This is a genomic window from Geotalea daltonii FRC-32, from assembly GCF_000022265.1.
Lineage (GTDB): Bacteria > Desulfobacterota > Desulfuromonadia > Geobacterales > Geobacteraceae > Geotalea > Geotalea daltonii.
Window position 1 is genome coordinate 1,471,937 of sequence record NC_011979.1, and the last position, 16,592, is coordinate 1,488,528.

At 54.9% G+C, this 16,592-nt stretch carries 13 protein-coding genes and 1 pseudogene; 12 read left to right on the forward strand and 2 right to left on the reverse strand.

Features of this window, described 5'->3' with window-relative positions; translation table 11 throughout:
- Positions 1 to 199: 199 nt before the first annotated feature.
- Positions 200 to 421: pseudogene (locus GEOB_RS06695) on the reverse strand (methyl-accepting chemotaxis protein); the annotation flags it as partial.
- Positions 422 to 522: 101 nt separating this feature from the next.
- Here GEOB_RS06695 and extM point away from each other — a divergent pair.
- The 12 genes from extM to GEOB_RS06750 all read left to right on the forward strand — a co-directional run bounded on the left by extM (position 523) and on the right by GEOB_RS06750 (position 14,235).
- Positions 523 to 2,376, forward strand: a complete 1,854-nt coding sequence (gene extM, locus GEOB_RS06700; protein WP_012646432.1) for a selenite/tellurite reduction operon c-type cytochrome ExtM — start codon at positions 523 to 525, stop codon at positions 2,374 to 2,376.
- Positions 2,324 to 3,574 (forward strand): selenite/tellurite reduction operon b-type cytochrome iron-sulfur cluster-binding subunit ExtO, encoded by a 1,251-nt coding sequence (extO, locus tag GEOB_RS06705; RefSeq protein ID WP_012646433.1) that lies wholly within the window; start codon positions 2,324 to 2,326, stop codon positions 3,572 to 3,574. The genes extM and extO overlap by 53 nt, the downstream gene beginning before the upstream one ends.
- On the forward strand, positions 3,529 to 3,927 hold the full coding sequence (locus GEOB_RS06710) for a QcrA and Rieske domain-containing protein (protein ID WP_012646434.1): 399 nt from the start codon (positions 3,529 to 3,531) through the stop codon (positions 3,925 to 3,927). The genes extO and GEOB_RS06710 overlap by 46 nt, the downstream gene beginning before the upstream one ends.
- Before the next feature lies 1 nt (position 3,928).
- Positions 3,929 to 4,549, forward strand: coding sequence for a cytochrome b N-terminal domain-containing protein (locus GEOB_RS06715; protein ID WP_012646435.1), 621 nt, complete (start codon positions 3,929 to 3,931; stop codon positions 4,547 to 4,549).
- Between the two features lie 21 nt (positions 4,550 to 4,570).
- Complete coding sequence (gene extQ, locus GEOB_RS06720) at positions 4,571 to 4,984, forward strand: selenite/tellurite reduction operon b-type cytochrome membrane protein ExtQ (protein WP_012646436.1); 414 nt, start codon at positions 4,571 to 4,573, stop codon at positions 4,982 to 4,984.
- 11 nt (positions 4,985 to 4,995) lie between these two features.
- The gene (gene extS, locus GEOB_RS06725; RefSeq protein WP_012646437.1) at positions 4,996 to 5,775 is read left to right on the forward strand and encodes a selenite/tellurite reduction operon c-type cytochrome lipoprotein ExtS; all 780 of its coding nucleotides are present in this window, start codon (positions 4,996 to 4,998) and stop codon (positions 5,773 to 5,775) included.
- A gap of 120 nt (positions 5,776 to 5,895) precedes the next feature.
- On the forward strand, positions 5,896 to 6,090 hold the full coding sequence (locus GEOB_RS06730; protein WP_012646438.1) for a ferredoxin: 195 nt from the start codon (positions 5,896 to 5,898) through the stop codon (positions 6,088 to 6,090).
- A gap of 48 nt (positions 6,091 to 6,138) precedes the next feature.
- A complete protein-coding gene (locus GEOB_RS20110) occupies positions 6,139 to 6,303 on the forward strand; it encodes a hypothetical protein (RefSeq protein WP_012646439.1) in 165 nt (54 codons plus the stop codon).
- A 454-nt stretch (positions 6,304 to 6,757) separates the two neighbouring features.
- Positions 6,758 to 7,513: a 4Fe-4S dicluster domain-containing protein gene (locus GEOB_RS06735; RefSeq protein ID WP_012646440.1), complete on the forward strand. Its 756-nt coding sequence runs from the start codon at positions 6,758 to 6,760 to the stop codon at positions 7,511 to 7,513.
- Entirely contained in the window at positions 7,506 to 10,757 is a 3,252-nt protein-coding gene (locus GEOB_RS06740) for a molybdopterin-dependent oxidoreductase (protein WP_012646441.1), read from the forward strand. The genes GEOB_RS06735 and GEOB_RS06740 overlap by 8 nt, the downstream gene beginning before the upstream one ends.
- Before the next feature lie 147 nt (positions 10,758 to 10,904).
- Positions 10,905 to 11,678, forward strand: a complete 774-nt coding sequence (locus GEOB_RS06745; protein WP_012646442.1) for a substrate-binding domain-containing protein — start codon at positions 10,905 to 10,907, stop codon at positions 11,676 to 11,678.
- Between the two features lie 73 nt (positions 11,679 to 11,751).
- Positions 11,752 to 14,235: a methyl-accepting chemotaxis protein gene (locus GEOB_RS06750; protein WP_012646443.1), complete on the forward strand. Its 2,484-nt coding sequence runs from the start codon at positions 11,752 to 11,754 to the stop codon at positions 14,233 to 14,235.
- A 58-nt stretch (positions 14,236 to 14,293) separates the two neighbouring features.
- On the opposite strand, the gene GEOB_RS06755 is transcribed toward GEOB_RS06750, so the two are convergent.
- A complete protein-coding gene (locus tag GEOB_RS06755; protein ID WP_012646444.1) occupies positions 14,294 to 16,525 on the reverse strand; it encodes a methyl-accepting chemotaxis protein in 2,232 nt (743 codons plus the stop codon).
- Positions 16,526 to 16,592: the final 67 nt, after the last annotated feature.

The window sequence follows — 16,592 nt, forward strand, 5'->3', positions numbered from 1 at the left end:
AATGGCCGGCGAACCGTTCGCCGGCCTTTTTTTGGGGTCGATGGGCAGAATGCGCATGGTGAATCCAGGGGACACGTGCAAAGCGAAAGGTGACGGAGACAGGGGGAATTGCAGCGCGGCCAGGACTGCAGCCCACTCCCGGAAACGTGGAAACAAAAAGGCCGCCCCAGAGGGTGGCCTCGTAATAGTGCCGGTGGTTTTATGATGCCAGATGAAACTGGCCGATGAGATGCTGAAGCTCGCTGGAGAGGTTGGAGAGTTGGCGGGCCGCAGCCGCCGTTTCCTGGGCGCCCCGCGCCGTACTCACGTCGGTGATCTGCTGGATGTTGCCGCTGATTTCGGATGTGGTGGCGGTTTGCTGCTCGGCGGCAGTGGCCATCTGATTGACCTGCATGGTAACGCTCCCTACCTGCGTGATTATGTGGCAGGGAGGCATTTTTTTTCGTATGCCGGGCAAGCAGCTGGATATTTCTGCATGGTTGAATTATAGTGACCTATCACGAAAGCATCTATCCATAGGCCATGTCAATCAAACCCAACAATACCGGCAAACTGATTCTGCTGATCTCTCTCATGCTGCTTCTTCTGCTTACCGGATGCGGCCGTGGGAGGTCAACTTGCGAATCATGTCACCGGGGAATCGAAAAGACTTCCGCCAGCCACACATCCTGCATGTCCTGCCACGGTGGCGATGACAAGGCACGAAACAAAAATATCAGCCACAGGACCATGTTCGGTCCGAAAAACCCTGCCGATCCCGAACACTGGGAGAAGAGCTGCGGGGCCTGCCACGCTCACCAGCTGGGGCGGATGCGCTCCAACCTCATGTATACCAATACCGGCATGATCAAGAATATTCAGTTGACCTGGGAAGGGGAGAACGGGCGTCTCTACGGGGGGCGTGGTGACAAGGTTTTTGACGCCGGGGGGCAGGAGCTCCACCTGGATGAGGTTGCCAAGCTCGACCACCTGTCGGGGGAACTCTACCGTAAATTCTGCTCCCAGTGCCATGTGGGAAGCGAAACCGGCAATGTGTACAGCGCCAGTCACGGCGCCGGCTGTACAGCCTGCCATTTTCCCTATAACGATACGGCAACCTACGAGGGGAAGGACCCCTCGATGAAAGGCAAGACCCCCTATTCCGCCAGCCATGCCATGGAGAAGCTGCCCGATAATCGGGTCTGTTTCCGCTGCCACAATCGCAGCGGTCGCATTGCCCTTTCCTACGAAGGGTTGTACGATGGCAATAACGGCCTTGTGCCGACCAGAAAGGGGTTGCCGGGACCGGTGATGGCCAGCGGCAGACGCAACCTGGTTCATATTGCTCCCGATGTCCACTTCGCCGCCGGCATGGACTGTATCGACTGTCACACTTCACGGGACGTGATGGGAGATGGCTATGCCTACGAAAACATGTACCAGCAGACTGAAATAAGCTGCGAAGACTGCCATGGGGGGGCTAGCAGGCCACGTTGGCAGACGATCAGCCGGGAAAGCGATGCGGCCATAAGGGAATCGAAAAGCTACCGGATGCAGATGCGCCATGGCATGCACATGGTGCTGACTGCCAAGGGGCGACCCTACTCCAATGTTTTTTACCAGGACGGGGCGGTTTACGTCCTTGGGAAGCGGAGCGGCAAATTGTTCAAGAGCAAGGTGATAACCGGTACTCCGGAACATGCTGTAATCGGCCACCAGCGCATGGAATGCTATGCTTGCCATTCCCGGACCGTGGTCCAGTGCTATGGCTGCCATACCACCTACGATAAGGGGGAGATGGGCACCGATTTCATCCGCCAGGAAGAAACTCCGGGGCGGTTCAGTGAAAAGGAAGACTACCGCATGCTCTATCCCTTTCCCCTTGCCATCAACCAGCGGGGGAAGATCTCCCCGGTTACGCCGGGTTGTCAGACCTTCGTCACGGTGGTCGAGGAAACAAAGCTGAAGTCGAAGGATGAGTATGTTGCCCGCTATAAGGGAAAGAAACAATTGCGCTTTGCCCCGTTCTATTCCCACAATACTGGTAAAAAGGCCATCGGCTGCACGGAATGCCACGGTAATCCGGCCTTCCTCGGCTTCGGTCAGCACGTTGTTGAGGGCAGCAGCATCGACGGCACCCAGATCTGTGAGAAATCCGCAGATAAGCCATTGGACGGATTCCTGGCACTGCGACAGGGAAAGGTAAAGGCGTACTCTGCAATCACCCGGGAGCGTTCCAGGCCCATGAACGGCAGGGAGGTGAAGAGAACCCTTGCCGTCAACCTTTGCCTTGTATGCCATGGTAGCGCCAAGGACCCCATTTACCGAAAGGAGTTGGATTATCGTGCGCTGGATGATGCCCTTCATCGCCGCTTGCTTTCTGATCGCAGCCGCTAGTACGGCGATGGCGGAAGAAAATTGCCGGGTCTGCCACCGGGTCGCTACCAGCGGTATCCATGCCGCCCTTGCCTGCAAGGACTGTCATGGCAATGATGGGACAACGACTCCCGATCCGGCCTCTGCTGCACATAAAGCCAAAGGCTGTACCAGTTGCCACAACGGCTACGGCCGGCTGTTCGACCATGCCATGGCTACCCGGACCAGGGAAAAGCAGTTTGTAAAGAAGACGTTCGCCAAGGCCGACCCGCATTTTTTTGACAGAAACTGTCAATCCTGCCACCTGCGGGGGTGCACCGACTGTCATGGCGGCAGCGGCCATTCCTTGGCCCAGGCACGGGACAGGAATTGCTTTGCCTGCCATCGGGGCTACTTTGTCGGCAGCGAATATTACGGCATGGCGCCCAGGGAGGACAGTCTCCGCTATCAGCGGGGGGAGACCGCCTATGGTGAGACTTTCCTCAAGATGCTGCCCGATGTCCACGCCGAGGCGGGCATTGCCTGCAGCAGCTGCCATACCATGCAGAGCCTGATCGCGGGGGCCAGGACGGCAAAGGGTTGTCTGGATTGTCACAAGCCAAGTAAAAAAGTGTTGGAACACCGGATAAAAGGACACCTGGAGCGAATGGAATGTTATGCATGCCACTCGGCGTGGGGGGCGCAGGAATACGGCACCTTCTATCTGCGTTTTACCGACAGCCCATCCCAGCAGGATTATCGCCTGAAAACTGTTAATGGCAATTATGTGAAGAGCGCCTACCTGAAAAAACAGGATGCGCCGCCGCTGGGGGTCAACGCCAGGGGCATGGTCACTCCGATCCGTCCCCAGTTCATCGCCTACTTCAGCGATATCCGCAACGATATGGTGGTGGGAGAGGAAAACCGGCTACTGACAGCGTCATGGAAGGCGTTTTTTCCCCATACGGTGCGTCGGGGAACTGTCATGTGCGATGGCTGCCATGACGCACCGCGGCGCTTTATCATGGAAGGAAAAGAGGACCGTATCTATCGGCTGCAGGATGATGGCATGAAACTTCCATCCTTCTGGGACAGGACCGGTCAAAAGGTCATGAACGGGGATTTTCTCAGCCCCGCCCGCTACCGGGCCATGACGGAGAAAAACGCAGCTTATCAAAGGGCATATGTGGAAAAATGGAAAAAACTGACCGATCGCGTCGAAAATTCATCATTGCCCTGATCGCCCTTTTAGCGGGCTTTTTCATCCTGCGGAAATACCTGGTGACTGGTCTGGCGCGAAAAAAAGTACTGCTTTCCATTGCCAAGGCCGATATTCCCCCACACGGAGCCCTGGTCTACAAGCAGTCGAGGGTTGCCGTCACCAGGGGGAATGACCGCATTACCGCCATAAGCTTGGTCTGCACACACCTGGGGTGCACTGTGACGGTGACCCCCAGGGAATTTGCCTGCCCCTGTCACGGCAGCACCTTCGACCGGCAGGGCAGGGTAATCAAGGGTCCGGCTGATCGCCCCCTGGCCCATTTGCCGGTTGAGGACCGGGGCGACCATATCGTAGTTCTGGCTGGGAGTTAGCGTGGTCAAGGAATTTCTCAAGCATCTCTTCCCACGGGTCGTGCTGAAGGACAACCTTCGCCTGACCTACACCTTCTGTCTCGGCGGCATGGCTTTCACCGCCTTCTCCTTACTCCTTGCCTCCGGAATGCTGCTTCTTTTTTACTACCAGCCATCCCCGGACAAGGCCTTCGGTTCCATTCTCTTTCTCGAATCATCGGTCTATGGCGGCCGCTATCTGCGTAGTCTGCACCGTCTTGCTTCCCATTTCTTTCTCGTGCTCATCTTTCTCCATACCCTGCGCGTCATTCTCACCGGCGCCTATCAAAAGCCACGGCACCTGAACTGGATCGTCGGCTTCATTCTGCTCTGTCTGTCCGTTTTTGCAGCTTACACCGGCTACCTTCTGCCCATGGACCAGCTTGCCCTCTGGGCAACCCAGACCGGCATGGAACTGCTTAATACGGCATATTTCGGCGGAATGATCAGGGATATCCTCGTTCCTGATGGGGTCGGCCAGTCCCTGTCGCTGCTTCGCTTCTATGTGCTGCATATTGTGCTGGTGCCGCTGGCCATTCTGCTCCTCTCGTTTCTCCATTTTTACCGTATCAGGAAAAACAAGGGAATTCTGCCTTACCTGTAAACCGTCACTATCGGGGGAAGTATGAAGGAATACGTGAAGAGTTCGCCGCAGTTCTTTCGCCTCATTAAAATATCGACCGTCGTTGTCGTCGCGGTGATTTCGCTCCTGGCAATCCTTATCACTGCCCCCCTTCAGGAACCAGCTGACTTGGCCAAAGTGCCCAACCCTGTCAAGTCGGCCTGGTTTCTCCTCTGGATCCAGGAACTGGTCAGCTATTCCAAATACCTGATCTATGCAGTGGCCCTGACAGCCGCCTTTTTCTTCATCCTTCCCTGGTTTCCTTCCGCCAGCACGACGGAAAAAGCCCGTTGGTTCGCCACGGGGCAGCCGGCGGTGAACGTCATAACTATCATTGTCTTCATAGCCATAACCGCTCTCACCATTATCGCCATGTTCTTCAGAGGTGCCAACTGGTCGCTGGTCGTCTTTTCATAATCCTTGCCCTGATGCTGCTCTTCCCTGCCATGGTATCGGCGGGCCGGAAAAGTGCCTGTCTAACCTGTCATCCATCCCACCATACCGGCCGCGGCAGCTGCACCGGCTGTCATCGTGGGAACGATCGTAGCGAGAGGAAAAATATTGCCCATCACGGCTTGATCGGCGGCCGCTATGCCCACTTCACCATCCCGGGCAGCAAGGTTGTAGAAGAAGGCAAAAAGCTGATCGGTGCTGGAGGCTGCCGGCGCTGTCACACGACGGGAGACCGTGGTAATCGGCTGGCTGCCGATCTGGACAAGCTTTTTCCGGGCGCATCACCCGAGGACGTCTTCAAGGCGATCAAAAACCCGGTGCTCTATATGCCTGATTTCCATTTTGTCGATACCGAAATCGTCTCCCTGGTCAATGCCATTGCCAGCGGCGCCAGGCAGGAAACGGACCGCCAGAGAGAAATTGTGCAGGTGGTTCATTTTATAGATGATGGCTTGGCCAGGGAAAACAGCTTCGTCAGACTGTGCGGCTCCTGTCATAAGCTGTTGAGCCACCGCTACGGCGGCCTGGGCAGCGGCCATATGGGGCCTAGCCTCTCGGGGCTTTTTAGTGAGTTTTATCCCGCCACCTTTGCCGGCAAGACCAGGTGGCGGGAGGATAACCTGAAAAGGTGGCTGAAAAACCCCCGCAAGGTTCGGCCAAATGCCTTGATGCCACCTGTTGCAGTCACGGCAGCCGAGTTGGAACAACTGACAGACGCCATGGTTGTCCCCTACCAGGAAAAGAATTCACGCTAAAATCAAGCAGAATGAAGACCTGTTCCCGACTTGACAGCAAGTTGTCAATTATTAAACACATGCTAATCTTTCTGTAGCAGGCTGACTAACAACAAATAATTTTGGGGCGGAGGTTGAGCTATGGCAAAAATAGCGTGGGTCGATGAGGACGTCTGTATCAGCTGCGGTTTGTGCGTTAACAACCTTTCGGGGGTGTTTCGCTTCAATGATGATGGCAAGGCCGAGTGTTACAATCCGGAAGGGGCAGCGGAAGATGAGATCCAGCGGGAGGCCATCGATGCCTGCCCGGTTTCATGCATCCATTGGAAAGAGTAACCCGGGTGGCGGAAGACCGGCAACCAAGCTGTCAAGGAGACGACGTTTATGGAGACGGCGAGGATCAATGAAGTCCTGGCGCAGCAGATAGCAGTAGTAAGGGGACAGGCGGACCGTCTCGATAACAGGGACGTGCCGCGGTTGCGGATTGAGGTTGCGGAGATGGAGAAGTCGGTGGGTAGATTGAAAGAACTTGTCGACGCCCTGCCATGAGTTGTTGCGAAGCTTTGCAAAACAAAAGTAGATCAGGAAGCCTGACCGGGAAAGGCGGGGCAGAAATGCTCCGCTCTTTAATTACCAACCCCGACTCCATACGGCAGAATGAGGATGATTGAGCAGACCCTGGAAAGGTCCAGGGCGTTGACCTGAGATGCGTCGCCTAACGCTGGCCGGTTTTTTTGACAGATGCCTCGGTATAATTCCCCGCAGAGACCACCATTAGACCTCAGAACCTCGTCAGTACCGAATTTTTATCAACTTTATTTTCATAAAATCCTTATAACTCAAGCAGATGCAAACTGTCAATTGCACTCTGCAGCGGATCGTGCTATTTATCGGCTGCCAGGATTAGAAACGATTATTCGAAAGTGAGTCGATTGCCACCTTTGTGTGGCCGAGGGGGCGGTAATCCGTTGTTTCTTAATGGCCTAAATTACAGGAGGGGTAGATGGAAAAGGACATTTTAATAGTCATGCAGGAAGACCTTGAGCGTGCCCTGAAAAAACCTGCGGAAGAGCGCCGTTGGGCCATGCTCCTTGACCTGCGCAAGTGTGTTGGCTGTCATGCCTGCACCATTGCCTGCGTCTCGGAAAACAAGCTCCCACCGAAACTTACCTATCGCCCTGTGTTCGAGTACGAGCAGGGAAAATACCCGAAGGTAAACCGCAGCTATTTGCCCAAGCCGTGCATGCAGTGCGACAAGCCGCCTTGCGTTGCCGCTTGTCCGGTTAAAGGCCCGGATGGTGCCACCTGGAAGGAAACCAAGGGGATCGGCAACGGCATCGTTCCGGTCAATTACGCCAAATGCATCGGTTGCGGCAATTGTGTTCCCGCCTGCCCCTATCAGGCCAGAACCATGGATGACGGTTCCTTTCACACGGCAGGCACTCCCCAGCTGCAGGTCTACGAAACACTTCCCGCATTCGAGTATGGCAAAAAGTGGCCGCGCAAGGAGAATACTCTTCCCATCGGCAAGGCGCGTAAGTGTCACTTCTGTATCCATCGCCTTGCCAATGGCATGCTGCCCCAATGCATCACCACCTGCATCGGCAGGGTCGGCTACTTCGGCGATGAGAGTGATCCAAAAAGCCTTATCGCCCAGGTGAAGAAGGGGAACAAGATTCAGATCCTGAAGAAAAAGCTCGGCACGGCGCCTCGTGTTTATTACATCGCCAATGAGAAGCTGGAGGTAATCTATGGATAGGCATGAAGATAAAGAACTTCTTGAAAATGAAGAACTTCTTGAAAATAAAGGTATGAGCCGCAGAAAATTTCTCAAGACCAGTGCCATGGTCGGTTGTGGCGCGCTGGTGGCTGCCCAGCTGGACTTTGCCAAAGGGTTGATAGCCCGTGTCGAAGCAGGCGAAATTACCGAAGCCGAGGCGTACGAGCTGATGAAGGCGGAAAACACTCTCTACACGGTTTGTCTCAATTGCAACACCGGTTGTGGCATCAAGGTGAAGATTTTTGAGGGAGTGGCGGTCAAGGTGGACGGCAACCCGTACAACCCTTTTACTCTCCATCCGCATTTGGAGATGAAAGAAGACATCGCCAGGGGAGCCAAGATTGATGGCGCCATCTGTCCTAAGGGGCAGTCAGGCCACCAGGGGGCATACGATCCCTACCGAATCCGCCAGGTCTTGAAGAGGGCCGGCAGGAGGGGAGAGGGAAAATGGCAGTCGGTTCCCTTCGATCAGGCGGTCAGCGAGATCGTCAATGGCGGTCTCCTCTTCAGCCATGTTCCCGGAGAAGAAAACCGCCACGTGGATGGTTTGAAATCCCTTTATGTCCTCACCGACCACAAGGTCTATGAGGAAATGGGGAACGATGTTGCCAAAATCCGCAAGAAAAAGATGACGGTTGCCGAATTCAAGACCAAGCATGCCGCCAATCTGGATAAGCTCATCGACCCCGACCACCCGGACTTCGGCCCGAAGAACAACCAGTTCGTCTACTGGTGGGGACGGAAGAAAGGGGGGAGAAGCGATTTTGCCAAGCGCTTTACCGAGCAATTCGGCACAGTCAACACCCACGGCCATACCACGGTCTGCCAGGGCTCCCTCTACTTTGCCTGCAAGGCCATGAGCGAGCAGTACGTGGGGGACACCTTCAAGGACGGTCAGAAATTCTACTGGCAGCCCGACCAGGAGAACTCCGAGTACATCCTTTTTGTCGGCTCCAACCTCTTCGACGGCAATTACGGACCTCCCAACCGGACACCTCGAATGACCCAGCGTATGGTGGAGGGAAAACTGAAGACCACGGCCGTCGACCCGCGCTTCACCAAGCTGGCTGCCAAGGCCAACCGCTGGCTGCCGATCCAGCCGGGCACCGATGCCGCCCTTGCCATGGGAATGACCCGCTGGATTCTGGAAAACAAGCGTTTCGATGCCAAATATCTGGCCAATGCCAACAAAGCAGCTGCCGCAGCCGACAAGGAGACCACTTGGAGCAACGGCGCCTGGCTGGTCAAGCTTGACAAGGATGGAAAGCCGGGGGTTTTCCTCCGGGCCTCGGAAATAGGCCTGAAGGCCAAAGAGGTACGCAAGGACAAGGATGGCAAGGATTTCGATTTCGAGTACCTGGTGGCCATGAAGGACGGCAAACCGGTTGCCTTCGATCCCAATGACGAGAAAGAGGCCGTGGAAGGGGAGCTGTTTGTTGCCGCCGAACTGACGGACAAGGACGGCAAGCCGGTCAAGGTGAAGAGCGGCCTGCAGGTAATGCTGGAAACTGCCAAGGAGAAAACCCTCGCCGAATACGCCAAGATTTGCGGCCTTGAAGCCAAGGTCATCGAGGAGGTGGCGAGGGAACTGACCAGCTATGGCAAAAAGGCTGCCGTCGATGTTCACCGCGGCCCGGCCCAGCATACCAACGGCTTCTATAACATTGCTTCTCTGATGAACCTGAACCTGCTTCTGGGCAACTTCGACTGGAAGGGGGGCATGATCGTCGCTTCCACCTATAACACCGACGGCACCAAGAGCGAAAAGCAGCCTTTCAACCTGAAGAAGATCAGCCCGAAAGGGGCAAAACCCTTCGGACTGTCCATTATCCGTCACGATGCCAAATACGAGGAATCGACCCTTTTCGAGACGGCCAAATATCCGGCCAAACGCAACTGGTGGCCGCTCTCTTCCGACGTTTATGAGGAAATCCTCCCTTCCATGGCCGATGCCTATCCCTATCCGGCCAAGGTAGTCTTCTCCTATATGGGTGCGCCATCCTACTCGCTACCTGCAGGCCACACCATGATCGAGGCGCTGGTCAACACCGACCGCATTCCTCTCTACTTCGCCAGCGATATAACCATCGGCACTACAACCATGTATGCCGACTATATCTTCCCCGACCTTCACTACCTGGAGCGTTGGGAGATGCAGGGATCGCACCCCAACATGCCGGTCAAGGTGCAGCCGATCCGCCAGCCGGTCATTCCTTCCCCCAATGAGGTGGTCAAGGTTTTCGGCGAGGAGCAGCCCATATCCTATGAGACTCTGTGGCTGGCCCTGGCCGAGAAACTGGGACTGAAGGGATTCGGTCCCAACGGCTTCGGTGAAGGGAAGCCCCTTACCCGTCCCGATGATTTCTACATCCGAATGGTCGCCAACGTGGCTGGAGACGGCAAGGAGCCGGTGCCCGATGCCGGTGCGGCGGAGATTGAGACCTTCCTCAAGGCCCGAAGGCACCTGCCGAAGAATGTTTTCGATGTGGATCGTTGGCAGAAGATCGCCGGACCCGCCTTTGCCAAGGTGGTGTATGTGCTGAACCGTGGCGGGCGCTTTGACAGCCAGGCCAATACCTACAAGGGAGATCATGTGGCCAACAAGTACGGCAAGCAGATCAACCTCTATCAGGAAAAGACCTACAAGTGCAAGGATGCTTTCACCGGCAAACATTACTACGGCATGGCCCGCTACATGCCGGTTGTGGATACCCTTGACCGGCCGCCCGTGGAGCAGTCGAAGGGGTACGACCTGCACCTGATCACCCAGCGGGACATTCGCATGACCAAGTCCCGCACTATCACCAATCAGTACTTGACCGACTCCATCCCGGAAAACAGCATCATCATCCATACCAGGGACGCCAAGCGGCTGGGCCTGAAGGCCGGGCAGAAGGTGAAGGTGGTTTCGTCCACCAATCCGGCAGGGGAGTGGGATCTGAAGAACGGGACGAAAGTGCCTATGATCGGCAAGGTGCAGATTACCGAGACTATCCGCCCGGGTGTTGTAACCTTTACCCTTGGCCACGGCCATTGGGCTACCGGCGCCGGCGACGTGACCATCGACGGCAAGGTGATCAAGGGGGATCCCAGGAGGGCTGCCGGCATCCATGCCAATGCAGCCATGTGGATCGACCCGCACCTGAAGAACACCTGCATGATCGACAAGGTGGGGGGAAGCGTGTCGTTCTATGATACAAAAGTGAAGTTGGTGAAAGTGTAAAGATCATCTGAAAATTCTTTTTTAACCCTCAGCGGGCTGCCGGAAACGGTAGCCCGCTTTTTTTGGGACCGGACTCATGAAATCAACTAAAGGGTATACCTCACATGCCGATACGTTGGAACATATGCTATCTAAAGGAGGATACTGATGAAGAAGACATGTGCTGTGCTATGCGGAATTGCTCTGCTAACCATGGGAGGGGCACTTGCCCAGGCTGAGGTCGTCAAGCTCCACGGTTCGACTACCTGCCAAAAGCGGATCTTCGAACCGGGCAAGGATGCTCTGAAAAAAGCCACCGGTATCGACCTCGAACTGGTGGGTAACGGTACCGGCAACGGCCTTGAAGACCTGGTAGCCGGCAAGGCTGATGCCTCCATGGCCTCTGAAGAATTGGTCGATGCCGTAGCCAGCATGAAGGCTGCCACCGGCAAGGATGCATCGGCTGACCTGAAACCGAATGTCATCACAACGGATGTCATCAAGGTAATAGTCAACCCGGCCAACCCGGTGAGCAAGCTCTCAAAGGACCAGCTAAAGGGGCTTCATACCGGCGCTATCGACAATTGGAAGTCGGTTGGCGGACCTGACCAGCCGGTTATTGTCGTTACTTCCCACTCGGGATCTGCAACCCGGAAAGTATTCTCAAAACTGATGATGGACAACGCCAAGTATGTTGATGGCGCCATTGAGGTGAAGACCACGAGGGAGGAAATAGACAACGTCGGCCAGCTCTCCGAGGCGATCGGCGCGGTCAGCATGGGGTTCATCAACCTGCCGGGCAACAAGGAAAAAGTAAAAATTGTCGAGACGTCGGAAATCAGCCGTCCTTTGATGCTGATAACCCGGGGCGAGCCGTCGGCCAAGGTGAAGAAGGTGCTTGATTTTTTCACCGGCGAGGGAAAGAAGTATATCAAGGACTAGGTAAAGCTTTTACTCAACAAAAGGGGGGCGCAGGCCCCCTTTTTTACCCTGTTGAAGTGAGGACATATCCCGCATGACCATCAAGACCAAACTCTTTGCCAATATGTTTCTGACCATTGCCGGTATTTTAATTATTGCCGGTTTCAGCCTGGGGGGCATGCGGTTCGTGCAGAGCAAACTGGCTGTTCTCACGGAGAAGTCCACCCCCTATCAGTTGAAGACCATTGAGCTCCAACGGGCAGTGCAGGAGCACACTTCGAACCTGCTCAAGCTGGCTACCGCAACAACGGCCCAGGAACTGACAGCAGCACGCGGGGAGCTGGAAAAAACATTGGCGGATGTGAAGAGCCTGTCAACGGAACTTTCATCGTTCAAAGGGAGCAATACTGCCGATGGAGCAGAAAAGCAGCACCTTGACGAACTTGCCTCCATCACTGCCGAATTGGTCCGAACTGTAGATGAGAAGCTGAAAGCCCGGGATGAGGCAAAAAAAGCCGACACCGAGACGAAAGGGAAGTTGCAGCAGATCGGCCAGAAGCTGAAGGAGATGGACGGGGCGATGAAGAAGCTGCAGAAGGGCTCCATGGGCCAACTCTCCACCTCCAACGAGAGCGTCAAGCAGATCAGCCAACGGGTCAAGATTGTGCAGGCGACGATGAATTCCATCAATGATGTGAAGATTTCGCTCCTCGAGATTGCCGCCGCTGAGAACAAGGCCGGCGTAACCGTCGCCCGTAGCCACTTTACGGTAGCTTCACGCTGGATAACGACCGGCGCCCTGGCCAAAGCCGAAAAAGACAGCGCTGCGGTGAAAAGCCTCATTGATGGTATTGGTGAAATAACCAAGCAGGTCACCGGCGCCGGCGGGCTGATCGAGACCAAAAATGCATTGCTTGCCACCCCGACCGATGATCTGAGAAAGCAGTTCAGCGAGACGAATGCTTCTGCCATGCAGAAACTTGCCCAGATGACGGTCCTGATGGGTGATCTGGTGGAAAAGGCTGCCGAGACCAATACCTCGGAAAACAAACGGTTTGAAGAATCATTGAAGGGCTCGGAATCAGCCAGTACCGTCATGGGGATGAACTCGGACCTGGTGGGCATAGGTGGTGACATTCGCAGTCTTACCAAAGAACTGTTCGATGCCGACAATCCCCAGGAACTGGATACCATACGGAGCGAACTGGAGCAGGAGTTTGCTCAGGCGGACGGGGTGCGAAACCGGATGCGCTCGGGCAAGAAAGGACAGGAACTGCGCCAGCTCGGCCAGGTGACGGCTGCACTGCAGGATATCCGCGGGCTGCTCCTGGCCAAAGACGGTGTGGTGGCGAAGCTGAAGCACTCCCTGGAGGTTACGCGACAGGCGCAAGCCCTCAACGAAAAGTTGAAAGGTGTCGTTGCTGCCCAGCGCGAGGAGGGTAAAAAAGGGATGAGTAGTGCTCAGCAGGAACAGAGCAAGGCGGTCAAATCTGTGAACAGGGTCTTCAAGACCAGCATAACCTCTGTTACCATCATAGCTCTGGCTGTTCTCGTGCTGGGTATCGTTTTCAGCACCGGCCTGGTCAGATCGATCACTGCCCCTATCAAGGAGCTGACAAGCATTTCCGAGAAATTCGGCAACGGCGATTTCAGCAGCAGACTGGACGAAAAACGCAAAGATGAATTCGGTACTCTTGCCGTACATTTCAACCAGGCCACGGTCAAACTGAAGGAAATAACTTCCCAGATACGGGGCGCCATCGGCAACCTTGCCCATAGCGCTAATGCGCTGACGACAACGGCCGAGGAACTCAGCGCCGGTGCCCGCCAGCAGGCTACCCAGACAGATCAATCGGCTTCAGCCATGATCGAGATGAGCCAGACCATTCAGGATGTGGCACGTAATGCCCATGAGGCGGCCGCCGAAACGAAAAACACCCTTCTGTTGGCGGCGAACGGGCAAAAAACAGTGGGTGAAACGGTGCGCGGCATGGAGGAAATAGCAAGCTCCGTGAAGGAAACAGCTGATACGATACGGCAGCTTGGGGAAAATTCAGCGAGAATCGGTTCGGTTGTGGATGTCATTAACGAAATTGCCGACCAGACCAACCTGCTGGCTTTAAATGCGGCCATAGAAGCGGCACGTGCCGGTGACGCCGGTATGGGGTTTGCCGTTGTTGCCGACGAAGTAAGAAAGCTTGCCGAAAAAACGGCCGAGTCCACCAAGGAAATAGCCCAGATGGTAGCCCAGATACAGGCAAACACCAGCAAATCAGTGGTGGCGATGGAAAAGGGCACGGTGAAGGTTGAGGAGGGGATGCAGCGGGCGACTGAGGCGAATCGATCACTGGATGAAATCGTCAATGCTTCAGATAAAGGTGTTGCCATGGTTCAGACTATTGCCACAGCCTCTGAAGAGCAATCGGCAGTCGCCGCAGAGGTCTCCACCAGCATGGAACACATTGCATCCATAACCCGCGCAGCGGAGACGTCAACCAACGATATTACCCGCTCCGCCGAAGAACTGAACCGCCTTGCTGAAGATTTGAATAACATGGCTGCATGGTTCAAGGTTTAAGGTGAAAATGCCGGAAAGGCAGGAAAAAGGGCTGCGGACAACGCAGCCCTTTTTTTGATCAGGCCGTTTCGGTGAGCACCACCGTTTCGCCGTCAATGTCCTCTATATTTTCTGCAATGCCAGTTTCATCTTCCATTTTAAAGACATTCATCTCTTTTTGCAGGATATCGGTCTGGTCTGAGAGGCTGGAGACGGCGGTGTTGAGGATCTGGGTCGCTTCCAGATTTTTCCCGGTCGACTTTTCTATTTTTGCCACAGCCTGAACTATTTTGGCACTGGACTCGGTCTGGACGTCGCAGGCAGATTTGATGCTGCTGATCATCTCCGTCATGCTTTCAGTGGATTTGGCGATGCTGCTGCTGGCTCTTGCCTGCTCCCTGGTGGACGAACGGACCTGGTTGGCGAAACCGGTCATGCGTTCCACCGTTGCGACGATGAAATCGCTGACCTTGGCCTGTTCCTTGGTTGCGCTGCCGATCTGCTGGACCATGGAAGAAACATTTTCCATTGCTTCATTGATGATACGGCTGCCCCCGGCCTGTTCCACTGCTGTGCGTGCGATGGCACGCATGCGGTCGGTGGACTGTTTGACGCCGCTGACAATCTTTTCCAGGGCCTCGCCGGATAGTCTGGAGAGATGTGCACCTTCCTGGATGTACTTTTCTGCAGAGCCTATTGCACTTACCGCCTTTTCGGTCTCCAGTTGCACACCCTTGATCAACGTGGTTATCTCTCCTGTTGAGCTCTTGGTTCTTTCGGCAAGCTCCTTTATCTCATCGGCGACAACGGCGAAACCCTTGCCGTGTTCACCGGCCTGGGCGGCAATGATGGCGGCATTCAGGGCCAGCAGGTTGGTCTGTTCAGTCACATCATCGATAACCCTGATAATGGCCCCGATATTCTCTGTTTTTTCTGAAAGGGCTGTTATGACTTCTGCCGTAATAAGCGATGCGGAGCGGATCTGATCCATGCCGGCGATGGTTGCCCCCACGGAATCTTTGCCGATTTCCGCGTCCTTCAAGACTTCTGCGGCGATGGAAGCTGTTTCTTGTGAATTCCTCTCGATCTCCTTTATGGAGGAGTCCATCTGGGAAACGGAGGAGGCCGTTGCCGCGGATGTATCCATCAAGGCCGATGCACTTTCACTGATCTGTTTTATGGCAGCGGCAATTTCGGTAATGGAGGAGCTGACTTCCACCACCGATTCGACCAGCGATTCCATGTTTCCTGCCACTTCTTCAACGCTGGCGGCCATTTCCAGAATGGAAGAAGAGGTCTCGGAAGCCGAAATGGACAGGCTGTCCACGCCATGGGCTACGTCCTTCACCGAGGTATTGATGGCCTGTACTGCCAGGGAAGTTTCTCCGATGTCGTTTGCCTGCAGGTCTGCAGATTCCGATACGGAACTGGATGCCTGGTAGATCTGCCCGGACACTGTGGCCAGATCCCGAGCCGAGGCGCTGATACGCTTAACCATATGGCTCAGGCTTGCCACCATCCTGTTGAGCGCTGCGGAAAGTTCACCGATCTCATCACTTGAACTGACGGCAACTGTCTCGGAAAGGTTGCCTTCTGCCACAGATTGGGCAAAGTTGACCCCCTTGACCAGGGGACTGGTAATGGAACGGGCAACCCAAGTGATCGCCAGGAGTACTACCAGGAACAGCCCGGCGCTGACACTGCCGGCAATGATGATCTTTTGTCTGATCAGCTTGGCCGTAACAGCCTCACGTTCCTCGATCTCCATGCGCAGCGTATCCACAGTGCTGCCAACCTGCTCGATAAAGCGGTCATAGCGCATTTTCTGCACATTCTGGGCAAGCTCAAGGGCCACGGCTCTGTTACCCTGCCGGGCGGCAGGAATCTGTTCATTCTGCATGGTATCCAGGAATTCCTGCCATGTTATTTGCGCATCCTGAACGGCTAGCTTTTTTTCTTCCGAATCAAGCTTGTTGATGATGGCAGTGAACTGGTCGTTGATCTCTGTGGTGATCTGCTGGATATCCCCGACAATAACTTCCTGTTCATCGCCATTTTCCTCGCTGATCAAGGTGATGACCTCGGCCCTCACCCGGTTAAGGTCGGATTTGAGAAAGGCGATCTGCTCAATGGTGTCTCTGGAATTCTTGATGTCCGTATAAATTCTGCTGCCAACCTTTACCTGGTTGATGGTGTAGTAACTCATGCCGAGGGAGACGGCAAAACCGAAAAAGACAACTGCCATGATAAGCAGCATCTTGGTTTTTATTTTCATGTGGCCGATGAAATTCAACCTCTGTCCCAGTTTCAAGGTTTGACTCCTTATGCAGTATTAAAGCGCCGCACAGATAGCATGCGGCGCTTTGGGCAAAAATTGA